This is a genomic window from Brachybacterium sp. GCM10030267, assembly GCF_042666875.1.
Classification (GTDB): domain Bacteria; phylum Actinomycetota; class Actinomycetes; order Actinomycetales; family Dermabacteraceae; genus Brachybacterium.
The window spans coordinates 421,886-443,830 of record NZ_JBHTCX010000011.1; the positions used below are offsets into that span (position 1 = coordinate 421,886).

Below are 21,945 nucleotides of genomic sequence, written 5' to 3' on the forward strand. Positions count from 1 at the left end.
CCCGGAAGGATCGACATGTCGGTTCCCCCAGGGCAGAACCCCGATGCCCAGCCCGATTCCCTGCTTCCGAACGACCGGCTCGAACTGTACGGAGGCCGCTGGGCCGGGCTGATCCCGGCCGCCGTCCTCATCGCGGTGATGTCGTGGCTGTCCATCACCGAACGCGCCTCGATCTCGGCGTTCTGGGTCGGGGGGTTCCTCGCCCTGGTCATCGGCATGGCCTTGGCCCGCAACCGCACCCGGTACGCGGAGACGATCGTGCGCGGACTGACGGACCGGACCGGCGCGATGGTGATCCTCGCGTTCGTCTTCGCCGGCGTGTTCGGGGCCATCATGAAAGCGGCCGGGCTGGTGGACGGCCTGCTCTGGCTCGGCCTCCAGACGGGCCTGACCGGCTCCTGGTTCACGGTGCTGGCCTTCCTACTGGCCTGCGTCTTCGGTGCCGGCACGGGAACCAGCGTGGGCACCGTTCAGGCGATGGTGCCCGTGCTGTACCCCGCGGGCGTACTGCTCGGCGCCGACCCCACGATGCTCGCGGTCGCGATCCTGGCCGGTGGCGCGTTCGGCGACAATATCGCGCCGATCTCGGACACCACGGTGACCTCGTCCTTCACGCAGGACGCCGAGCTGGGCTCCGTCGTACGGTCCCGGCTTCCTCTCGCACTGTCGGCAGCGGCGGTCGCGCTGGTGGTGTTCGCGATCTTCGGCGGCGGTGGCGACGTGACCGAGGCCGACCAGAACGCCACCGGGGCGATCGGACTGATCCAGATCATTCCCTTCGCACTCGTGCTCACCCTCGCGCTGCTGCGCCGCCACCTGTTCGTCTCGCTGACATGGGGCATCGTCAGCGCCGTCGTGATCGGGCTGGTCACCGGCCAGCTGCAGATCGGCGCCATCTTCTCGATCCCGGGTGAACGCGGTGACTCCACGGGTCTGCTGGAGGACGGCATGGGTGGCGTGACCGGACTGATCCTGCTCGTTCTACTGATCATGGCCTTCTCTCGTGTCCTCGCCGAGAGCGGGATGATGGAATCGCTGCTCGCGAAGCTGCAGAATGCCGCCGCTCGCGGCGTGCGCAGCGCCGAGCTCACCATTATCGTGGTCACCTTGATCTTCACGGTGCCGCTGGGCGCCAACGCCCCGGCGATCCTGCTGGTGGGGCCGACGATCGCGAAGCCGCTCGGCCAGAAGTACGGCTTGAGCCCGGCACGCCGCGCGAACCTCCTGGACTGCAGTGCCTGCACTCTGTTCTACATGCTGCCCTGGCACAACGCGGTGATCGCCTGGTTCGCCACCGTCACCACGGTCGGGGCGACCTCTGACCTGACCGCCCCCGGAATCGGTGCGGCATTCCTGAACCCGTACGCCTGGGCGCTGCTGGCCGTCATCATCCTCTCGGCCGTGACGGGCTGGAACCGCACCTACAGCGCCACGAAGGAGACCGTCCCGGCATGACCACATCCACGATCGGTGTGCTCGGCGGGATGGGGCCGGCCGCCAGCGTCCACTTCCAGCAGCGGCTGGTCCAGCTCACCCCGGCCCAGCGCGATGCGGACCATCCCACCACCATCTCGTGGTCCGATCCGCAGATCCCGGACCGGGTCGCCGCCCTGCGCGGCACCGGGGAGTCTCCGGTGCCGGCTCTGCGCCGCGGAGCCGAGGTGCTCCGCGGCGCGGGAGCCGCGGTGATCGCCGTCCCGTGCAACACCGTCCATCCCTTCCTGCCGCAGGTGCTGGGGGAGAGCGGCTACGTCGACATGATCGACAAGGCGGGGCGGGCCGTCGCCGCCCGGGGCATAACCCGTGCGAGCGTGCTGGCGACCGCGGCGACGCTCGAGCACGGCATGTACGAGCGGGCCCTGGCCGCGCACGGGGTGGAGGCCGCCGCGCCGGCCGAGCAGCAGGCGGAGGTCCTCGAGATCATCGCCGCGGTGAAGACGGGTGCGGACCGTGCGCCGCTGCGGGAACGACTGCACGCCGTGATCGATGACCAGCTGCGGGGCGGCTGCGACGGCGTGCTCGTCGCCTGCACGGAACTCTCCGTCCTGATCGCGGAATCGCCGCGGTCGATGGTCGTGGACGCCCTCGACGAGCTCGCCCGAGAGACCCTCCGCCGGGCGGGGATCAGTCCGGCACGGTGAAGCGCTCGTCCAGGTGCTCACGCAGAACCTGGTCGTCGATCGAGCCGCCACGGACCATCACCCCGTAGGAGGCGCCCGCGCTGTGCGGGGCATCGTCAGCCGATGCCTTCCCCACGGCCCAGGCGACGTCGCCCAGGAACTGTTCGGCGACCTCCCCGTGCCGGGGGAAGGTGACCACGTGCAGGGACGGCGGGTCCTCCTGGGTGTCGATCCACCAGCCGCGCTCGCCGAGGGCTCCGGCGATCGCCGGAATCGAGGGCCCGGCGGAGGTGGCGGCGAACACGCCCATCGGCGGCGTCCCGATCACCTCGAGACCGTTCGCGGCGAGCCCTGCCTGCAGGGTGCGGGCCGTGGTCATGACCTGCGCCACGAGCTCGCGATATCCTGAGCGGCCCAGAGCGGACAGCGCGGTCCAGGCGGCCGCGGCGGGGCCGACGGGTCGAGTGCCGATCACGCCGGAGGCGGCGTAGGCGCCGCCGGGCCAGCCGGTGGAGACGTAGTAGCTGGCGTGCCGCAGCTCCGGATTCGCGAACAGCAGCACCGAGGCGCCCTTCATCCCGTACCCGTACTTGTGCATGTCCACGGACACCGAGATCACTCCGGGCACATCGAGGCCGAACTGCGGAGGCTCCACCCCGGCGGCATCGAGGAACGGCAGAAAGAGCCCGCCCATGGCGGCGTCGACGTGGACCCCCACGCCAGTTCCGGCCAGGTGGCCTGCGATCTCCGCGATGGGGTCGACCACGCCGAAGGGGAAGCACGGGGCCGACAGGCACACGGCGGCGGTGCGGTCATCGACGGCGGCAAGGACGTCGGCGGGCGCGGGCAGACCGTCCGGGCCGACGGGCACGAGCTCCACGGTGAAGCCGAGGTAGTCCGCGGCCTTCCAGAAGCCCGGGTGCGCGGTCACCGGCATCACCAGGCGGCGACGGGTCTCGTTGCCGGGCAGGTCGCGGTACCCCTTCAGCGCCACCATGATCGACTCGGTCCCGCCGGAGGTGAACACGCCGAACGCCTCGGACTCCGGTGCGATCACCGAGGCGACCATCGCGATCGTCTCGGACTCGAACTGCTGCACGCTCGGGAACGCCGAGGCAGACAGTGCGTTCTCGTGCGCGAACAGGGCAGAGGCCTCATCCACCAGCTGCTGGTGCCAGTCCGGGGAGTCGTAGACCAGGGACCAGCCGCGGCCCCCGCGCCAGTCGACGTCGTCTCGGGTGGCGGCCGACCAGCTTCCGCGGATCGCCGACGGGTCCAGGCCATGGTCAGGGAGTTGCACGGGACAACCCTAGCGGCCGCGCCGAGGCCCGCAGTCCTGCGTCGTCACGGGCATTACGCCTCGTAGACGAGCTCCCCGTCCTTGATCGTTGCCAGCACCTCGAGATCGCGGAGGTCCTGCGGAGCGGTGGTCAGCGGGTCACCGGAGAGGATCACGAGATCGGCGCGCATGCCGGCGCGGAGCGATCCCTTGTCGTGCTCCTCGCCGTACTGGTAGGCCGCTTCGGCCGTCACGGCGCGCAGCGCTTCCCAGGTGGAGATGCGCTCCTCCAGGCCGACGGGCCGGCCGGTGCGGCTGACACGGTTCACGGCCGCCCAAATCGACAGCAGCATGTCCGGCGGCGTGACGGGGGAGTCCTGGTGCAGCGTGACCCGAACTCCGCGGTCCAGCGCCGAACGCGCCGGGGAGACCCGCCGGCCGCGCACGGGCCCGAAGTTGCGCAGGTGCACATCGCCCCAGAACCAGGTGTGCACGGAGAAGATCGAGGCGATCATGCCCAGCGGCGCCATCCGCTCCAGCTGATCATCGCGCACCGTCTGGGCGTGGATCATCACCGGGCGGGTCTTGAGCCAGTCCGGATATTCGGCGCCAACGCGCTCGGCGGTGCTCACCCACAGCTCCGCGGCCGCGTCACCGTTGCAGTGCACGATCAGCTGCCGCCCCTGCTCGGCGACGGTGCGCGTGAACTCCTCGACCTCAGCGGGCGTATGGATCGGGTAGGCGCAGCCGGGGTTCTCATCGCCCGGGACCGGCTCGTAGGGCTCGCTCATCCAGGCCGATCGGGCCTGCGGCGAACCGTCGAGGATCATCTTGTACCCGCCCAGGCGCAGCCGGCCCACGTAGTCCCCGGCGAACTCCGGATACCGGTCGTAGGCGACGGTCTCGGACTGGACGACGGGATAGACGACCACGTCCAGCCCGAGGCCTCCTGAGCGGGCGGCCGCGGCGAGTCCGTCGACGGTGGCGGGATCGGCAGCGCCCTCCTGCGCGGTGGTGATGCCATGACGCAGGTAGTCCTGGACGGCGAGCCGCACGGAGCGGGCCGGGTCGGACGCGCCGCCAGGTAGCAGACCACCGCTGCCTCCGGGGGAGAGGATCGCTGCGAAGGCCGCCATCGCGGGATGCTCCTCGACGTACCCGTCCGGGGTGCCATCGGCGCCGCGCCCGAAGCGGCCCCCCTCGGGATCCGGGGTCTCAGCCGTCAGGCCTGCACTCTCCACGAGGAACGAATTCCCGACGGCGACGTGCATGCTGCGGTGCAGAGCGAACACGGGCAGGTCGGTGGCGACCTGGTCGAGGTCGTATCGGGTGGGGTGGCGGCCTTCGGCCAGGAGGTTCGGGTCGTACTTCGCGCCGATCAACGGGGACCTGTCGGAGGGATCGCGCTCGGCGAGACGCGTGCGGAACGCGGCGACGATGTCGGCGATGCTGCCGGAGTGCTCGAGGTCGACCAGCGCGGAGAGCGCCCCGTGCTGGAGCAGATGACCGTGCGAATCGATGAACGAGGGCATCAGCGTGCGTCCGGCCAGGTCCACCTCGGTGACGTCGGCGCCTGCCTGCGTACGGGCCTCGGCGAGCGGGCCGACGAACGCGATCCGGCCATCGCGGACCAGCACGGAGTCTGGTGCGTCGTCCTGGTCGACCATCGTCAGGATGCGTCCGGAACGGTAAAGCGTCTCCACGGGGTGGGTCCTTCTCTCGAGCGGTTCTGTGCTGGCGATCGTGCCACGGCGGGGCGTGCCGCGCGGAGGAGGGAGATCAGGCGCCGGTGACCGAGGCCGCGTCCTGATCGGTGTCGGGAGCGGCTCCCTGGGCAGTGCCGCGCAGGCTCCAGGTGCGGGAGCCGAAGGAGCGCGTCAGGAGCATGATCAGGAAGTAGCCGAGAGTCAGAGCCGCCATGATGCCCAGCGCCGCGGGGAGGCCGAGCTCGCCGGCGAAGGCCGCGGAGATCGTGAGCATCGCGGGGATGTACAGCATCTCGGGAAGGTTCATCAGGCCCATCTCGGCCATGGTGGTGGTGCGCATGCGCGGGTCGAGGATCCGCACCAGGGCGAGGCCCGTGGGGGTGGTCCCGGTCAGGGTGCCGTACATGCCCATCGTGCGCTCGAAATCGTGGTCGCTGCCGTAGCGCTGGCCGATCAGGAAGACCATCACCACGGTGGCAGCGATGACCAGCACCACGGTGACCAGGATCGGCACGATCCAGGCGGCGACGACCGCGGCCTGGACGGCCATGAAGGAGGCGACCACGACGAAGTCGGTGGAGAAGCCGGTGATCTTGGCCTGAAGCCTGCGGTCCATCAGGTGCTCGACGTTCAGCCGGCGCAGCACCCAGCGCAGGAAGTAGGCGGACAGCAGCCCGTTCATGAACATCATCCCGCTGATGGTGTCGCCGAAGAAGCCGGGGATGAACGCGAAGAGCCATGAGAGGCCGTGGGCGAGGATGTAGGCGACGCCCATCATGGCGAAGTGGAAGGTGAGGGTGTCGATGCTGCCCGAGAACGTCGTCTCGGAGCCCATCGTCTCGGTCTCCTCCTCGTCCCGGAAGTACCCCTTGCCGACGGAGTCGGAGATGCCCATCGAGTGGGTGGCCAGGCCCCGGTTCATGCCCCACTTGGCCAGCGGCACACCCACCAGGAAGGCGGCGGCGAACCCGACGGAGGCGAACGCCAGCCCGACGTCCACGGCGTTGTCCCAGCCCTGCTGTTCGAAGATCCCCGCGAACGTGACGGCCTGGCCGGGCCCCTGGGCGAAGGCGAAGGGCACCATGAAGCCGTACATGGCGTCCATGCCGCCGAAGCGCCCGGTGGTCGCGACGATCGCGACCCCGAGCAGCGCCTGCACGGCGAACACAAGGGTCCACGTCAGGCCCATCGCCCACGCGCCGCGCAGCAGCACCTTCTGCGTCTGCCCGCCCCCTCCCGAGCCCGGGGGCGGGGGCGTGAGCCCGATGGAGATGAAGGAGAGGGTGAAAAGCTCGGCGGTGAGCGTGGCGAACATGGCGCTGTCCACGCCGTCGAACACTCCGGAGAGGCCGAGGTTCATGGCGATCGCACCGAGGAACCCGGCGATCACGAATGCCGGTACGAGGTTGCTGCGGAAGGCGGGAACCCACCGCCGTACCGCCATCCCGATCAGACAGAAGGCACCGATGAGGGACAGGCCGAACAGCGCTGACACGGGGAGAACTCCTTGTCGTCGTCCCGCTGCGGACGCTGTGGGTCGGGGAGCGGGGCGCGAATGATCGTCGTGGGGTCTGATCGTCGTGGGGTCGGAGGCTATCGTGTCCGTGGGCTTTGCCGTCGGCGCCGCCGCGCCTCGCGAATGAACGCTGACGTAACAATCAGGAACCATATTCCCTGTCGTGTGCCGCACAGGCGCCCAGTCGGGGCATAGTCCGGCGCGGGGCCGTTTCCGCCTGCGGCGATGCGGTACTGTCCCAGCAGCGCACCGGCGATATGTGGCAGACGGGATGGAGTGGCAACGACGTATGAGTGACGGAGACAGCGCGGCAGGAACCGTCCCGGCGTCCGCTGCACCCGGATCCGACGCGGACGATGCCAGCTCCCAGCAGGTCGTCAAGGCCGCGCGCCGCGGCAGGTCCCGGCGCATCCGGCGCAACCGCCTGCTGCAGGCCGGGGTTCTGGTCGCCGTGCTGGCGATCTGGTGGCTGATCACCGCACTGAAACTCATCGATCCCTTGTACCTGCCCAGTCCGCAGTCGGTGCTCGGCTCCTTCATCAACGCCAACCGGTGCCTCGTGGTCGACGAGGCCTCCGGCCGGACTGTGTGCGGGGTGCAGAACTACTACCTGTGGGAGCACCTGCTTGCTTCCCTCCAGCGCATCGGCGTCGGCGTCGCCCTCGCTGCGGTCGCCGGAATCGCCCTCGGCTTCCTCATGAGCATGTGGGAACCGGCGAACACGGCACTCGCTCCCTACCTGAACTTCCTGCGGGCGCTGCCTCCGCTGGGCTATATCGGCCTGATCATCGTCTGGGTCGGCATCGGCGATCTCTCGAAGTTCCTGCTGCTGTTCCTGGCCGCCTTCCCGCCGATCGTCATCGCCACCATCGACGGAGTCCGCGGCGTGCGCGAGGACTACATCTCCGCGGCCCGCAGCATGGGCGCCGGGCCGCCGGAGATAGCGCGCTTCGTCGTGCTGCCGGCCGCTACCGCCTCCATCTTCTCCGGCGTGCGGCTCGCGGTCGGGTTCGCCTGGACCACCGTGGTGGCCGCAGAGCTCAACAACGGCATCCCCGGGATCGGCGGCCTCGCCTACATCTCCGGCACGCAGCTGAACACGTCGCTCACGATCGCCTGCATCATCGTCATCGGTCTCGTCGCGGTCGCCCTCGACGGCTGCATCCGCTGGATCGGCGACCGCCTGGTGCCCTGGCAGGGAAAGGTCTGACCGATGATCACCACGCCCCCCGCTCTCGGTCGCCCGTCTACGGGCCATCGCCGCCCGGGCACCCCGCTGCGGATCGCCGCGGCCTCGCTCGGTCTCGTGCTGGCCCTGAGCGGCTGCGTGCAATCGGGCCGCACCAGCCACCCCGACAACTTCGAGGGCGAGACCGCCTGCCCGGTCGAGCCGGATCCGAGCATCACCACCTCCGCCCGCATCGCGTGGCAGGCGATCCCCAACGGGGACCTGGTGATCAAGGACCTCGAGCTGTTGGAGGCCTGCATGCCCGAGGCAGACATCTCCTGGGTCAAGATGAACTCGGGCGGCGACGTCATCCAGGCGTTCGGCTCCGACTCCCTGGACATCGCCCAGGTCGGCTCCAGCCCCGCTGTGAAAGCTGCCTCCCCGCCGCTGTCCAAGGACATCAAAGCGATCTGGATCAGCGACGTCATCGGCCAGGCCGAATCCCTGGTCGCCAAGGACCCGGCCGTGGAAGAGCTCGCCGACCTCGAGGGCAAGACGATCGCCGTGCCGTTCGGATCCACAGCCCACTACTCGCTGCTCACGGCGCTGGATGAAGCCGGCCTCGGCGACGCGGTGAGGGTCATCAATCTTGCGCCTGATGCGATCCTGGCCGCCTGGCAGCGCGACGAGATCGACGCCGCCTGGATCTGGCAGCCCACCCAGGCGGAGCTCCTCGAGGACGGTCACGCGATCCTCTCCAGCGAGGACAGCGCCGAGATGGGCGCCCCGACGTACGACATGGTCGCCGGCACCGGCTCCTTCGTCACCGAGAACCCCGAGTTCATGCGGATGTGGACACTCGTGCAGGGCGAGGGCGCCCGGCTGCTGACCGAGGAGCCGGAGACAGCCGCGACCTCGATCGCGGTGCAGCTGGACATTCCGCCCGAGGACGCCGAGCAGCTCCTGGAGGGGTACATCTTCCCCACCCTGGAGGAGCAGGCCGGCCCCGACTACTTCGGCGGCGGGCTCGCAGACGACTTCCGCAGCACCGCCGAGTTCCTGGAGGGACAGCAGGAGATCGACGCGCTCGCCGAGGACGGTGACTACCAGGAGATGCCCTACTCCGAGGCGATCGAGGAGGCCTCAACATGACCGCGACCCAGAACGCGACCGACAGAGCCGCGCAGAGCGCCGTCGTCTCGCTCGATGGCGTCTCGCAGCGCTACGTCACCGACTCCGGAGACGTCGTCCACGCCCTCGCCGAGACCGATCTAACGATCCCCGAGGGCGAGTTCATCTGCGTGGTGGGCCCCTCCGGCTGCGGGAAGACCACGCTTCTGAAGATCCTCGCCGGATTCCTCGAGCCGACCGGTGGGGCCGCGCACTACCGCGGGAAGCAGATCACCGGTCCGGCCGCAGCGCGGGGTGTCGTCTTCCAGCAGCCGAACCTGTACCCGTGGTTCACGGTGCGTGAGAACGTCGCCCTGGGGATGCGTATGCGAAAGGTGGGCAAGAAGCAGCGCACCGAGAAGGCCCAGGAGTACCTCGAACTGGTGGGCCTCGGCGATTCCGGCGACGCGAAACCGTACGAACTCTCCGGCGGCATGCAGCAGCGCACCCAGATCGCCCGCGTGCTGGCCAACGAGACCGACGTGATCCTCATGGACGAGCCCTTCGGAGCGCTGGACGCCATCACCCGGGGCCGCCTGCAGGCCGACCTGTTGGCGCTGCAGCGCGCCCAGCACCGCACCATCTTCTTCATCACCCACGACGTCGACGAGGCAGTGTTCCTCGGGGATCGCGTCCTGGTGATGAGCGCTCGCCCCGGGCGCGTGGTGCTCGACCAGGACGTCACCCTCTCGGCCGACGCCGGGCACATGCTCGGTGAGGAGATGCGCCGCCTGCCGGAGTTCATCGAGTTGCGGGAAAAGGTCGCGGGAGCGATCGAGCGGTGATCCATGCACCCGATGCCGTCCACGGTTCTTATCGATTGTCTCGTGGCCGTCCGGAGGACGAAAGAGGAATCTAAACCCATGAACATCAATTTCGGCGTAGCTGCGCTCTCTGGGCGCGGACGTCAATTGCTTCCGGCCCTCTGGGAAGAGGCCCTGCGTATCGGCGGAGAGGCGTATGACCTGAACACTGCTGCCGTCAAGAGAACGCCGGGGCGAGCTTCGATCAATGCTCGCGCGTTAGACGAGACTTGGGAAGCTCCGACTTGGCTCCAGGATGAGCATGGCGCACTCTCACTCTCGCAGCCGCCGATCTCATTCCAGACCGAGATCGCGCAGTCCTCCTGGCATCGCTGGGCCCTGGACACGCTCCGGGAAGATCCGGGGCGCCGAACCGTGCATCCCGGGTACTTCGGGATCTCCCATTGGGAGAACGGTGGCATGGAGATGTGGAACGATATCTTCGGGTTTGCTCGCGCGTACGTGGTTACCAACGATCACTTTGCCGCTGTCGGCAATCACATCGGAATGGTCTCAATGTTCTCCGCGACCCCGTTAAAGGCAGACGAGTTTGGCGCGGACGTATTCGCCCAGCTCGGGTTCTGGCCAGAGGAGAATTCGCCGCTCACGGCCGTTCGGCGTCTCGGTGCTGCCGAAGTCGTCGCGGTCGGGACGCACGACGAGGTGAGTATCCGTCAATACGGCCATCTCTCGGACCACTTCGAATACAGAGAGCGACATCCCGATATCGAGGAAGCCGCCCATTCACTCGCGATATCTACCGCCAACATCGGCGCGATCATGTCGAGACGTCCGCGCGTCGATCTCTCAGGAGGGCGGGATTCGCGCCTCACTGCAGCGGCGTGGATCGCTGGTGGACGCCCTGGCCTGATCCATACCCTCGGAAATCTTCAGGGAGAAGCTGACATTGCCGTCCAGCTCGTGGAGGCTCTCGGGACCGAGGAGTTTCTCGAAGGGAGAGGACTCAAGCATCAGGTTGTCCGCTCGGATCCGCGCCGGGCCGCGGGTTTCTCCATCGAAGAGCGGATCGAAGCAGCTATGAGGCAGTGGGATGGCGATTTTGCCCACCTGAATCTGAAGTCGCCCATTGTGCGACCGCCCCGCCGAAGCGCCTTCAGTGTAGGAGGTGGGAATGGTGAAGTAATGCATCCCCTCTATTACTCGACTCCCCACATTCTAAAAAGCGTACGAGCTATGGAGCATCCGCTCCGACGGGTGCCGCAAGCGCTACCTCCGAAGTGGAACACGGTACGTGCTGCCGAGAGCACGAATCGCTACATCGACGGGCAGGTCGACGTCATGTGCTCGATCGGTCAGTTGGATGCTACCGCTCTCAATGTGTTCCAGATGATGGCGAAATTCCGACGTTGGCCGAATTCACAGCTCGTCGGGAGCGCGTTCGTGCTGCTCCTCAATCCGGTATTCGTGCGTGCGGCAATCGACATGACGCCCGAACAGAGGGTTAACCGCGAATTGCAGGACGCGTTGACCGTAGCTCTGGTGCCACAATGGTCGGATATGCCGTACTTCAAAGGCGGTGTCTCGGACTTCAAGAACTCAGAGATCGTCCAGGCGAACAGAATTTGGAACACCTCCCCGGGCTCCATGGAGTACCTTCTTCATGAAAGGGACGAGTGGAAGGGCGCTTTTGATGAAGGTAAAATGCTCGAGCTGGAGCAGGAAGTGCACGCTGAAACTGCCGCGACGATGCATGAGTCGACCCTCAACAAGGCCTTCGTTGTCGACGCCATTCCGGAACACGCCGCAAAACTTGAGCGTCGCCGTGAGCGCCACTGGAGCGCTCGCCCGTGACGACTCGCTAGTATGGGGCGAGGAAGCGTCGGCGGCGGTGGGGTTCCACACTTCGCTCACGATCATTTCTGGCGGCACAGCTTCGCGTCGGGACTATGGACAGAAGGTGTCGCCAATTGTGTAAAGCGGCCGCGAGTGCTGCGGAATGAAGTTGTGAAACAGTGAAGACACTGTCCATGCCCCGTGCGCGGGGCCGTATGTGGCAACGGTGTGGCGATGTCGCCCGAAACGTTGTGATCGTGGGTCAGTCGATGGTGGAACACGCCTTCGCCGATCCCGCGTTGCTTGCCGTCCAGATAAGTCGGCGATTGCCGCTCGGGGCGCGCATGCTGATGGGTGGAGTGCTGGAGAGTGCATCAGCCGCGTTGCCGAGTGTTGCAGCCCTCGGCGCGGTCATGGCCGGAGACATGTTGAATGCACGTCGGCTCGTCGGTGAAGTCCTCGAGGCAGGCCGACCATCGCGTCTTGCGGGCGAGATCGCCATCCTGCTGAATCGCACCGACTTGGTGGGTGACACCGCGCCCGCGCGTACCCGGGCGCGCGCGGCTTGGTCGCGGGGAGACCTTGAAGGCGCCCTCCAGATCTTGCGGGATGCCTGCCTGAATGGCGACGGTTATGCCCTCCTATTGCGTAGCGAGCTGGACTTGCTCCGAACGGGCCGTCGGTTGCCGCTGGCGGCGGGATTGAGTCTGCCCGATCGGTCCTCGACGAATGCCAAGCCGGCTCCGTTCGAGGGACTGCGCGTTCTGCACGTGGTCACCAACTCGCTGCCCCACACCCAGTCCGGGTACACGTTGCGTACTCATCGCATACTTCGCGCGCTCACCGATGCCGGAGTGCGATCGATGGCGCTCACCCGGACGGGGTATCCGGTAATGGTTGGTAAAGTTGGTGCCGCACGCGAGGACTCCGTTGACGGAATTAATTACCGACGGACGCTGCCTTTATTCCTTGCGCGAACTCCCGAGCAGCGCTTGCTGCAGCAAGTGCATGAGGCGTTGGCTGTGGTCCGCGAGTTCCGTCCGGACATAATCCACACGACAACAGACTATCGCAATGCATTGGTAGGGCAGGCCGTCGCTCGGGCCACAGGCCTGCCGTGGATCCTAGAAGCCCGCGGACTCATGGAGAAGACTTGGGTCGCATCCCAATTCTCTGAGTCCGCACGCGCGGAGGCGAAGCGGTCGCAACGGGCACGCCTGATCGCGGCACGGGAAGGCGAGCTCGCCCGTTCCGCAGATGCCGTCGTCACGCTAAGTCGGACGATGGCCGGTGAGTTCGTGGCGCGGGGAGTGGAGCCGGGGGCGATCACGATCATCCCCAACGGTGTGGATGCAGAACTGCTGGAGCGGCATCTGAGCCCTGCTGAAGCACGTCGTTCCGTGGCGCTTGATAGATCCGATGCATTTGTTGTGGGCGCCGTGAGCGCTCTAGTCGATTACGAGGGCTTCGACACGCTTCTCCGGGCTGCCGCTGAGATCGTGCACGGGCGCTGCGGTCGACCCGAATTGTGGGAGAAGCTTGTGGTGGTTCTGGCGGGAGACGGCACGGCAGCCCCTGGCCTGAGCTCATTGGCGCGCTCCCTCGGCATCAGCGACCGCGTGGTGTTGCCTGGACGCGTCCCGCGACGCAGCGCGCGTGACTGGGTGCAAGCCCTTGACGCCGTGGTCGTCCCTCGTCGTGACGTCGAGGTGGCGCGGTTCGTCACACCTCAGAAGCCGGTGGAGGCATTGGCGCTGGGACGTCCTGTGATTATCTCGGATCTTCCTGCGCTCCGGGAGACCATCACGGCCGAAGACGGCACGTCATGCGGCATAGTGGTGCCGCCGGACGATCACGTGGCACTCGCCGGGGCCATCGCCCGGCTTCACGACGATCCCGGCATGACGGTCGGCCTCGTAGAGGCCGGAAGATGTCTGGCAGCCGAGCGCACGTGGCCGAGCCTCGTCCGCCGGTACTCGGACGCGTACGCGCGGGCGATGACGAGACGAGACGAGAGGAGGACAGGATGACGCAGAGCGCTGAGTCCGTGCACCAGGTCCGCCAGGCTCTCGAGAGTCGTGGGCTGCAGCCCGATGACCTGAAGCCGGTCGGCGTCCGTCCGTCCCTCTCCGACTACGCAGGACAGCTGTGGGAGCGGCGCCATTTCATCTGGATGGATGCCCGGCACCGGGTGGCGACGCAGAACAGTCGCAACCGCCTGGGCAGCCTCTGGCTGGTGCTCCGCCCGCTCCTCGATGCCGCGATGTACTACGTCATCTTCGCGCTGATCCTGCAGGTGGACCGGGGCATGGAAAACTACGCCGCGTTCATCATCATTGGGGTGCTGATGTTCCGCTCGACGATGCGAGCGATCAGTCAAGGCCCAAGTGTCCTGCACTCCGGAAAGGCGATGATCAGGGCATTCGCGTTCCCGCGAGCGGCGCTTCCGATATCGGCGGAGATCCGCGACGCCTTGCAGATGGTCTACACGGTGGCCATGGTCGTCATCATGATCATGGTCGTGCCCGAACACGAGCTCCCGGAGCTCGCCTGGTTGCTGGTCCCGGTCATATTCCTCCTGCAGTTCTTCCTGAACCTCGGCATCTCGTGCGTGATGGCGCGCGTCGGCTTCCACTTCCCCGACCTGACCCAGATGATGTCATTCGCCGGACGTCTGTTGATGTACGGCTCGGGCGTCATCTTCCCGATCGAGCGGTTCCTCGAGCATCCGGTGGCCATGATGCTCATCCAGGCGAACCCGATCTACCACATGCTCGTCCTCTATCGAGAAGTGCTCATGGACGGCGTCGTGCCGTCCGCCGAGCACTGGCTGATCCTCGGGGCGTGGGCGCTCGGCCTGTCGGTCTTCGGGTTCGTCTTCTTCTGGCGAGGGGAGGAGACCTATGGCGGAGAGCAGAACTGAGAGCGAGCGCTGGGTCGCCCCGGTCGAGTCGCCGCTGACCGTCGTCGCCCACAATCTCCGGGTGCGGTACAAGGTGCTGCGCACGGACCGCGGGCCGCGGAAGGACCTTTTCGGGAAGTTCCGCAGGAAGCAGATGGTCTCCGTGTCGGCCCTGAGAGGCGTCTCGTTCACGGCGAGGTCCGGCGAGTTCATCGGGATCATCGGCCGCAACGGGTCCGGGAAGTCGACCCTGCTGCGGATCCTGGCGGGGCTCGAGCCGCCGAGCTCCGGGCTCGTCATGACGTCCGCGAAGCCGATGCTCCTCGGTGTGGGCGCCGCGCTCCTCCCGGACCTCACCGGGGCTGAGAACGTCAAACTGGGTGCCCTGGCCATGGGGCTCACGCCGGAGCGCGCCGAGGAGATTTTCGACGACGTGGTCGAGCTCTCCGCTCTCGGCGACGCCATCGATCTGCCGATGCGCACGTACTCCTCCGGCATGGGGGCGCGGCTCAAGTTCGCGATCTCCCTCGCGGCGGACCCGTCCATCCTCATGATCGACGAGGCGCTCTCGACCGGTGATGCCACGTTCGCAGAGCGTTCGCGTCGAGCAATGGACGAGATGCTTGAGAAGGCCGGCACGGTCTTCTTGGTTAACCACGCTGCCCAGACCATCGAGAACATGTGCTCGCGCGCCATCTGGATGGAGCGCGGGCAGGTGGTCCTCGACGGGGACGCGGTGGAAGTCGCACGCAAGTATCGCTGGTTCGCCCACAACCTCGCCCAAGGCCAGGACGAGAAAGCCGCGGGACTCCTCCGCGACGCCGTGCAGGAGGGGGAGGAGCAGCGCCAGGCCGCGCAGCTCACCCTTCCGTCCGAGCGGACCGACGAAAAGGCTCGCGGCGGTAGGCGAGACGCCCCTGAGCTGGAGCCCGATCCCTTCACCAGGGTCTACGATCGAAACTCGCAATCCCCGAAGAAACCCTTCCCCGCGGTCTCATCCGTCGATGAGCGGGACTGATATGACCACCAGCACATCGAGGAGCACGCGTTGACTCTGCGCATCATGACGATCTACGGCACCCGGCCCGAGGCCATCAAGGTCGCCCCAATCATCAAGGCGATCGAGACGGACCCCGGCCTCGAGAGCGTCGTCGCTGTGACCGGTCAGCATCGGGATATGCTCGACCAGGTCAACACCATCTTCCAGATCGTTCCCGATCACGATCTCGACATCATGAGCGCAGGCCAGACGTTGAACGGGATCATCGCCAAGGTCATCACCGGCGTGGACGGACTCCTGGAGAGCGAGGAGCCGGACGCGGTGATCGTCCAGGGCGATACCTCGACTGTGATGGGAGCGGCCGTGGCCGCCTTCAACCGGCAGGTGCCCGTCATCCACCTCGAAGCGGGCTTGCGATCCGGTGACATCAACTCGCCGTTCCCCGAGGAGGCGAACCGCAAGCTCACCAGCCAGATCGCGACTCTGCATCTCGCTCCGACCGTGACCAGCAAAGCGAACCTGACCCGCGAGGACGTCAGCGAGAATGACATCGTCGTCACCGGCAACAGCGTGATCGACACGCTCCTGTTCGCGACGAATCATCTCGAGGTGACCTTCGACGACCCCCGGCTCGAGGAACTCCAGCGGGCGATGGACGCCGGTGAGCCCGGCCGGGTGCTGCTCGTGACGGCGCATCGCCGCGAAAACCTGGGCACGGCGATGGAGGACATCGGCGCGGCCGTCGCCGATCTCGCCCGGAAGTACCCGGACCTCACGGTCGTCTTCCCCATCCACAAGAACCCCAAGGTCCGCGCATCGATCCAGCCGGCCGTGGAGGGGCTCGGCAACGTCATCCTCATCGAGCCGCTCGCCTATGCCGAGTTCACACGCGCCCTCAGCCTGGCGGACATCGTCCTGACGGACTCCGGCGGGGTGCAGGAGGAGGCACCGAGCCTCGGGAAGCCGGTGCTGGTGATGCGGGAGAACACGGAGCGTCCCGAAGCCGTCGTCGCCGGCACCGTGAAGCTCATCGGCACCCACCGCCAGCGCCTGGTGGATGAGGTCTCGCTGCTCCTGGACTCGCAGGAGGCGTACGCCGGGATGGCGAACGCCGTGAACCCGTACGGGGACGGACGAGCCGCAGAGCGGACGATCGGTGCCATCAAGTGGAAGTTCACCGAAGGCGACCGACCGGACGACTTCGCCGACTGATCATCCGACACACCGTGCCGGGTGAGGACCACGGCCACGGGAGGAACAGGAAGGGATGCACCGATGCGCGCGACGATGCGGACAGCAGTGATTCTCGGCGGGGGAGCGATGGTCGTCGTCCTCCTGCTGCTCGTCGTGACGGCGGTGACCCGCTCGTGGATCGCTGCCGGGGTCACCGCGGTCGCCGGTGTCGCTCTCGTGGCGGTCTTCGCGGTCGCCGCGCTCCGCGTCGCCGACCGGTTCGTCCGGGCGAATGCTGCGGCGGCGACCCGCGTGAGCACTCTCGAGCGGCGCGTGTCAGAAGGCGCTCGCGAGGCGGCGGAACGCGCTGAAGCCGACCGCATACAGACGGCGGAGATCGCGGAAGCCGACCGCACGCAAGCGGCGGAGATCGCGGCACTGCAGGCGGATCTCGCCGGGATGCGCAAGAGCATCACCGTGCTGAATCGGCGGGTGCGCGAGGGGCAACTGACGGCGATCGAGGACGAGCTGAAGACGCTGCAGAGGACGACTAGCATCCTCCGTCGCCGGGTGCCGGAGGGCTTCCTCAAGCCAGTGGAGGCCGACCTCGCCCGCATCGATCGGGTAGCGCAGGGCGCCTGGCATCTCAGCACGGAGTCCGCGATCCAGCTCGGACGGCACCCCCGCTCGTTCCTCACCATCCAGCAGGCCGCGGACCTCTTGGACCACTACCTCGAACACGACCAGCTCCTTGAGATCGCGCCCCTGATCATGCGCTACGACCTGCTCAAGCGCCTGGACCTGGGCACGCTGCGGAAGCTCTATCGCTTCTACCGGGCCTCGGGATACTGGGATCAGGCCGTCCTGGTGCTGCGAAAGATCGCGGAGAAGTCACGCCTGGCCAGCGATCGCAGCGCTGTCGTGAAGCTCGAGCACGAGATCGCCGTTTTCAGGAATCCGACGTCCGTGAGGGTGGACCTGCCGCGGTCCCCGGCCCACGACCCGGCCGGTCCCGTTCTGCATCTGGTCGGCAAGGTTCTCCCCGAGACCCAGTCGGGGTACACGCTGCGCACGCACTACACCGCGCGGGCGCAGGCGGACCGAGGACTGCCGGTGGCCATCGTGGGCCAGTCCGGGATCACCGAGGGCGAGGTCAAGAAAACCACCCGCTACACGCACCAGGGTATCGACTACTACCTGTTGCCCGGTCCCGCGCGGGGTGACGGCCTCGTCGACGAGTGGCTCCGGACCAACATCGCCGAGTTCGCCGCTCTCGTCCGGGAGCTCCGGCCGAGCATCCTGCACGCCCACTCCGACTTCTACAACGCGCGCATCGTGCACGCCGTAGGCGCCGCCTACGGAATCCCGACCGTGTACGAGACACGGGGGTTCTGGGAGGAGTCCTACCTCAGCCGGGTGATCACCGCTCAGCACTGGCAGCGCGATGCGCAGAGCATCTTCGCCACCTACGGTCACCCCGCCGCCTACACTCTGCGCCGGCACGCCGAAGAGATCGCCCGCACGCTCACGGACCACAACTTCACGCTCGCGGGGGTGATGCGTGACCACATCCTGGAATCCGGCGGCGCCGCGAGCGATCAGCTCTCGATCGTCCCCAACGCCGTGAGCGCGGAGGACTTCCCCATGCAGGACCGGGACCCCGATCTCGCGGCACACCTCGGCCTGCCCGAGGATGCCGTGACGATCGGGTACATCTCTTCGATGGTCGAATACGAGGGCATCGACACCCTCATCGATGCCTTCCACTTGGCATCGGGACGAGTCACCGTGCCCCTCCACCTGCTCCTGGTGGGCGACGGAAGCCATCTGCCGGTGCTGAAGCAGCGAGTCGAGAAGGCCGGCATCGCGAACGTCATCTTCACCGGTGCGGTCCCGCACGAGGACATCGTCCGCTACTACGGACTGATCGACATCTTCGTCGTCGCTCGGAAGGAGTCCGCGGTCACGGATCTCGTCACCCCCCTCAAGCCCTTCGAGGCCTTCGCCACCGGTCGTGCGGTCGTCCTCTCGGATGTCGATGCCCTGCAGGAGATCGCGGACGAGTCCGGCGTCGCCGAGACGTTCCGCGCCGGGTACCACCGCGACCTCGGGCGCAAGCTCGTGGAGCTCGTGAAGGACCCGCTGAAGCGGCGTGACCTCGGAGTGCGCGCCGCCCGCTGGGTCCGTGCCCAGCGCACCTGGGATGCGAACGTCACCGAGTACTACCGCGTCTATCGACAGCTCGGATACCGAGGACCCGCAGACCGTGTGGTCGGCGCGGAGCTCGAACGGCGCGCCCGTGAGACGGGAGCCCAGGCGGTCCCGTCCCAGCGCGCCCGCGCCGCATCCCGGGAGGCATCCCGCACGGACTCCTCGCCATCGGAGGGCGGACAACGCGCCGTACTCCCTCCTCCGGATACGGCGACCGGTGCTGACAAGCCATTCCGCGTCGTCGTGGTCGCCATGAAGCCCCAGATCGCCGGCCGCATCCGCCGCAACATCCTGACACTCCTCGAGCTGGGTGCGCAGGTCACCGTGGTGAACACGACGCCCCGTGACGACTTCTTCCAGGGCATCGACCACCCGAACCTGTCCGCGGACTTCGTCGAGGTCCGCTCGCTCGCGGTCCGGTACCAGGCTCGGATGACGAGACAGAAGAACAAGCGTCAGGCGAAGTGGGACCAGGTGAAGCAGGACCGCGCCGAGAAGGCACGGCAGCCGGTGAAGGACGCGCCCGAGTGGATGACGGGTAATCTTCCCGGCGTGGCCATGATCCACCGCGGGTGGACCGCCCCTTCGACCCGGGAGGCGCGCCAGCGGATCCAAAAGACCTGGGAGAGAGCCGACAAGAGACTCACCAAGTTCGCACGTACCACGCGGAACCGGCGCGACCTGCAAATCAGGGATCAGTTGAAGCGGGTCCACCTCGTCAACCGCTTCGTGGAGTTCTGGCGGCTCTCCCCGGAGCGGATCGCAGCGCACGAGCCGGATCTGGTGGTCAGCTCCGATCTGCCCGGGCTGGTCGGAGCGAGCATCGCGGCGAAGAGGCTCGGTGTCCCGCACCTGCACGACTGCCATGAGCTCTATCTCGAGAGCACGACGCTTCGCCCCTACGAGCGCCGGCTCCTGTGGTCGGTCGAGAAGACGTACATGCGGCGTGCGGACTCCGTGGTGGTCGTCAACGAGACCATCCGGGACGAGTACGAGAAGCGCTACGGCGTGCGCGGCACGGTGCTGCGGAACTGTGCGCCAGCCATCCCGGCGGACGTACGAGCCAACCCCTTGAACATCCGCTCCTTGGCCGGAATCCCCCAGAGCTCGCAGGTGGTGCTGTACCAGGGCGGACTGATGGCGGGGCGAGGCCTCGACGTCTGCGTGCGGGCCGCCCAGCACTTCCCTGAGGGGGTCCACCTGGTGTTCATCGGCAAGGGCCGGATCCTCGAGGAGCTGCAGCAGCTCGCCGGAGACCTCGGCGTCACGGATAGGGTGCATTGGCTCCCCGCCGTCGAACCGGGACAGCTTCCCGCGTACACGGCCGCCGCAGACGTCGGCCTCATCCCGTATCAGCCGGTCTCCCGCAACAACCGGTACGCCCTGCCCAACAAGGTGTTCGAGTACACGGGAGCCGGGGTCCCCTTCGTCGCCTCCGATTTGCCGGAGCTCCGCCGGATCGTCGAGGCGGCGCGCTGCGGAGAGGTCTACGACCCCTTCGACCCGGAGCAGCTCGCCGCTGCGGTGAGGACAGTGCTCGATCGGACACGTCACTGGACGTATCGGTGCAATGCGGAGAGATTCGGTCGTGAGAACACGTGGACGAGCGAGCGGGAGATCCTGGTATCGGAGATCCGTCGCCTGGCGGGCTCGCAGCTGCCGAAGTGAGCCCCCCATTGCCGGGTGCGATCAGCTCGGCGGCTGCCTTGGGCTGGGCGGGCCTGGCGGGACGCGGACGGTACCCGGCGCGACGCAGGAGGTCGCTACTATGACGGGGGCTGACCCGAGTCCGGACTGCTCGCGACCGAACAACGTACGAGGAGTGGAGCACCATGCGCATTGCTGCCGTCGTCCATAACGGGGTCAAGCACGACGCGAGAGTGCTCAAGGGCGCGGCGTCACTGAAGGCGCAGGGGCATGACGTGCGCCTGTTCGGACTCACCGCGGACGAGACGGAGGACTTCGTCCTGCCGAACGGGGTACCCGTGCACCTGCAGCACCGGGATCTCTCGGACCAGAAGCCACGCATGGAACGAGAAGAGCTCCCCCCCGGCCGCGAAAGCGCGATCTGGACCTCTTTTCGCATTCAAGGCGAGACGATCTTCGAGAGCGTGAGAGACGATTTCGAGCCGGATATCGTTCATATGCACGACCATCTCGCACTAGCGGCCGCAGCGAAATACAAGGAAGCTTTCGGTTGCCCATTGATCTGGGATGCCCACGAAATCTACGAAGACCTGGCAAGCATTGAGGACGTCCGCGCTGCGGTCAATGCCCGGATCATCCGTGAGAATGTCCGATACGTGAACGGATTCATAACTTTGAATCAGAGCATCTCCGATTTCTATCGGGAGAAGTACCCGTCCTTGCCAGACGCGGTCTTGGTGCCCAATGCGGTCGAGCGTGTTGCGCAGACAACCTATGACGGTCGTCTCCACAAGAAGGCTGGTTTGAACCGGGATCAAAAAATTTTGCTGTTCCAAGGCGGATACTCCCCTCATCGAGGAATATCCGCGCTGCTCGAGGCCTCTCGTCATCTCCGCGAGGACTGGTCATTGGTGTTCATGGGGTGGGGGAAGCTCGAGGACGACATCCGTGCGTACCTCGATACCGGAGCGGACCGTCCCGCAGGTCGCGCCGCAGTGACCATGGTCCCGAGCGCTCCCCACGACGAGCTCTTGATGTGGACCGCCGGCGCTACGCTCGGCACCATCCCGTACGAGAACACCGGCCTCAACCATCTCTACTGTTCGCCGAACAAGCTGTGGGAGTATCCTGCGGCTGGCGTGCCGATCCTGGCCAGCAACATGCCGGAGATGAAGAAGAAGATTGAGCAATACCAAATCGGCTTGACGGTTAACCGTCGCCTCGACCCAGAGGAGATTGCCGAAGCCGTCAACGCTCTTTCTGACGCAGATCTGCAACAGATGAGACTCAACTGTGGAACCTATGCCGCTGCGGAGAACTGGCAGAACTACGAGGCACGCCTCACCGGTCTGCATCTGAAGCTTGCCGAGGAATTCGGCATCGTCAAACCCGAACCAGCCTCGTTCAGGAACAACCTCGTCCGATTCTTCCGAAGGCGGTGACCGACATTGTCCAG

The 21,945-nt window shown here is 66.8% G+C and carries 15 protein-coding genes; 12 read left to right on the forward strand and 3 right to left on the reverse strand.

What is annotated here, in order from left to right; translation table 11 throughout:
* The first annotated feature begins 15 nt into the window (after nucleotides 1-15).
* Together ACFQS2_RS11030 and ACFQS2_RS11035 are read left to right on the forward strand one after the other, a co-directional pair.
* On the forward strand, nucleotides 16-1,455 hold the full coding sequence (locus ACFQS2_RS11030; protein WP_377019632.1) for a Na+/H+ antiporter NhaC family protein: 1,440 nt from the start codon (nucleotides 16-18) through the stop codon (nucleotides 1,453-1,455).
* Nucleotides 1,452-2,141 (forward strand): aspartate/glutamate racemase family protein, encoded by a 690-nt coding sequence (locus tag ACFQS2_RS11035; protein WP_377019631.1) that lies wholly within the window; start codon nucleotides 1,452-1,454, stop codon nucleotides 2,139-2,141. Before ACFQS2_RS11030 ends, ACFQS2_RS11035 begins: the two co-directional genes overlap by 4 nt.
* On the opposite strand, the gene ACFQS2_RS11040 is transcribed toward ACFQS2_RS11035, so the two are convergent.
* The 3 genes from ACFQS2_RS11040 to ACFQS2_RS11050 all read right to left on the reverse strand — a co-directional run bounded on the left by ACFQS2_RS11040 (nucleotide 2,125) and on the right by ACFQS2_RS11050 (nucleotide 6,600).
* Nucleotides 2,125-3,420: a pyridoxal phosphate-dependent decarboxylase family protein gene (locus ACFQS2_RS11040; RefSeq protein ID WP_377793796.1), complete on the reverse strand. Its 1,296-nt coding sequence runs from the start codon at nucleotides 3,418-3,420 to the stop codon at nucleotides 2,125-2,127. The genes ACFQS2_RS11035 and ACFQS2_RS11040 overlap by 17 nt on opposite strands.
* A 53-nt stretch (nucleotides 3,421-3,473) precedes the next feature.
* A complete protein-coding gene (locus ACFQS2_RS11045; protein ID WP_377793797.1) occupies nucleotides 3,474-5,102 on the reverse strand; it encodes an amidohydrolase in 1,629 nt (542 codons plus the stop codon).
* A 76-nt stretch (nucleotides 5,103-5,178) separates the two neighbouring features.
* On the reverse strand, nucleotides 5,179-6,600 hold the full coding sequence (locus ACFQS2_RS11050) for a sodium/glutamate symporter (RefSeq protein ID WP_377793798.1): 1,422 nt from the start codon (nucleotides 6,598-6,600) through the stop codon (nucleotides 5,179-5,181).
* A 310-nt stretch (nucleotides 6,601-6,910) separates the two neighbouring features.
* Here ACFQS2_RS11050 and ACFQS2_RS11055 point away from each other — a divergent pair, with 310 nt between their 5' ends.
* The 10 genes from ACFQS2_RS11055 (at nucleotide 6,911) to ACFQS2_RS11100 (ending at nucleotide 21,931) form a co-directional block, all read left to right on the forward strand.
* A complete protein-coding gene (locus tag ACFQS2_RS11055) occupies nucleotides 6,911-7,831 on the forward strand; it encodes an ABC transporter permease (protein WP_377793799.1) in 921 nt (306 codons plus the stop codon).
* Nucleotides 7,832-7,834: 3 nt separating this feature from the next.
* Nucleotides 7,835-8,941, forward strand: coding sequence for an ABC transporter substrate-binding protein (locus ACFQS2_RS11060; protein ID WP_377793800.1), 1,107 nt, complete (start codon nucleotides 7,835-7,837; stop codon nucleotides 8,939-8,941).
* Entirely contained in the window at nucleotides 8,938-9,744 is an 807-nt protein-coding gene (locus ACFQS2_RS11065; protein ID WP_377793801.1) for an ABC transporter ATP-binding protein, read from the forward strand. Before ACFQS2_RS11060 ends, ACFQS2_RS11065 begins: the two co-directional genes overlap by 4 nt.
* Nucleotides 9,745-9,822: 78 nt before the next feature.
* A complete protein-coding gene (locus tag ACFQS2_RS11070) occupies nucleotides 9,823-11,574 on the forward strand; it encodes a hypothetical protein (RefSeq protein ID WP_377793802.1) in 1,752 nt (583 codons plus the stop codon).
* A gap of 239 nt (nucleotides 11,575-11,813) precedes the next feature.
* Nucleotides 11,814-13,586, forward strand: a complete 1,773-nt coding sequence (locus tag ACFQS2_RS11075; RefSeq protein ID WP_377793803.1) for a glycosyltransferase family 4 protein — start codon at nucleotides 11,814-11,816, stop codon at nucleotides 13,584-13,586.
* Nucleotides 13,583-14,479 (forward strand): ABC transporter permease, encoded by an 897-nt coding sequence (locus ACFQS2_RS11080; RefSeq protein WP_377793804.1) that lies wholly within the window; start codon nucleotides 13,583-13,585, stop codon nucleotides 14,477-14,479. The genes ACFQS2_RS11075 and ACFQS2_RS11080 overlap by 4 nt, the downstream gene beginning before the upstream one ends.
* Nucleotides 14,460-15,476, forward strand: a complete 1,017-nt coding sequence (locus ACFQS2_RS11085; RefSeq protein WP_377793805.1) for an ABC transporter ATP-binding protein — start codon at nucleotides 14,460-14,462, stop codon at nucleotides 15,474-15,476. Before ACFQS2_RS11080 ends, ACFQS2_RS11085 begins: the two co-directional genes overlap by 20 nt.
* Before the next feature lie 30 nt (nucleotides 15,477-15,506).
* A complete protein-coding gene (gene wecB / locus ACFQS2_RS11090; RefSeq protein WP_377793806.1) occupies nucleotides 15,507-16,670 on the forward strand; it encodes a non-hydrolyzing UDP-N-acetylglucosamine 2-epimerase in 1,164 nt (387 codons plus the stop codon).
* 63 nt (nucleotides 16,671-16,733) lie between these two features.
* Nucleotides 16,734-20,510, forward strand: coding sequence for a glycosyltransferase (locus ACFQS2_RS11095; RefSeq protein WP_377793807.1), 3,777 nt, complete (start codon nucleotides 16,734-16,736; stop codon nucleotides 20,508-20,510).
* Between the two features lie 164 nt (nucleotides 20,511-20,674).
* Nucleotides 20,675-21,931 (forward strand): glycosyltransferase, encoded by a 1,257-nt coding sequence (locus tag ACFQS2_RS11100; protein WP_377793808.1) that lies wholly within the window; start codon nucleotides 20,675-20,677, stop codon nucleotides 21,929-21,931.
* The last annotated feature ends 14 nt before the right edge of the window (nucleotides 21,932-21,945 follow it).

Excerpts from the sequence above, each read along its gene's own strand:
- ACFQS2_RS11030 (WP_377019632.1), top strand. The coding sequence starts at position 16 with ATGTCGGTTCCCCCAGGGCAGAACCCCGATGCCCAGCCCGATTCCCTG.
- ACFQS2_RS11035 (WP_377019631.1), top strand. The coding sequence starts at position 1,452 with ATGACCACATCCACGATCGGTGTGCTCGGCGGGATGGGGCCGGCCGCC.
- ACFQS2_RS11055 (WP_377793799.1), top strand. The coding sequence starts at position 6,911 with ATGAGTGACGGAGACAGCGCGGCAGGAACCGTCCCGGCGTCCGCTGCA.
- ACFQS2_RS11060 (WP_377793800.1), top strand. The coding sequence starts at position 7,835 with ATGATCACCACGCCCCCCGCTCTCGGTCGCCCGTCTACGGGCCATCGC.
- ACFQS2_RS11065 (WP_377793801.1), top strand. The coding sequence starts at position 8,938 with ATGACCGCGACCCAGAACGCGACCGACAGAGCCGCGCAGAGCGCCGTC.
- ACFQS2_RS11070 (WP_377793802.1), top strand. The coding sequence starts at position 9,823 with ATGAACATCAATTTCGGCGTAGCTGCGCTCTCTGGGCGCGGACGTCAA.
- ACFQS2_RS11080 (WP_377793804.1), top strand. The coding sequence starts at position 13,583 with ATGACGCAGAGCGCTGAGTCCGTGCACCAGGTCCGCCAGGCTCTCGAG.
- ACFQS2_RS11085 (WP_377793805.1), top strand. The coding sequence starts at position 14,460 with ATGGCGGAGAGCAGAACTGAGAGCGAGCGCTGGGTCGCCCCGGTCGAG.
- ACFQS2_RS11095 (WP_377793807.1), top strand. The coding sequence starts at position 16,734 with ATGCGCGCGACGATGCGGACAGCAGTGATTCTCGGCGGGGGAGCGATG.
- ACFQS2_RS11100 (WP_377793808.1), top strand. The coding sequence starts at position 20,675 with ATGCGCATTGCTGCCGTCGTCCATAACGGGGTCAAGCACGACGCGAGA.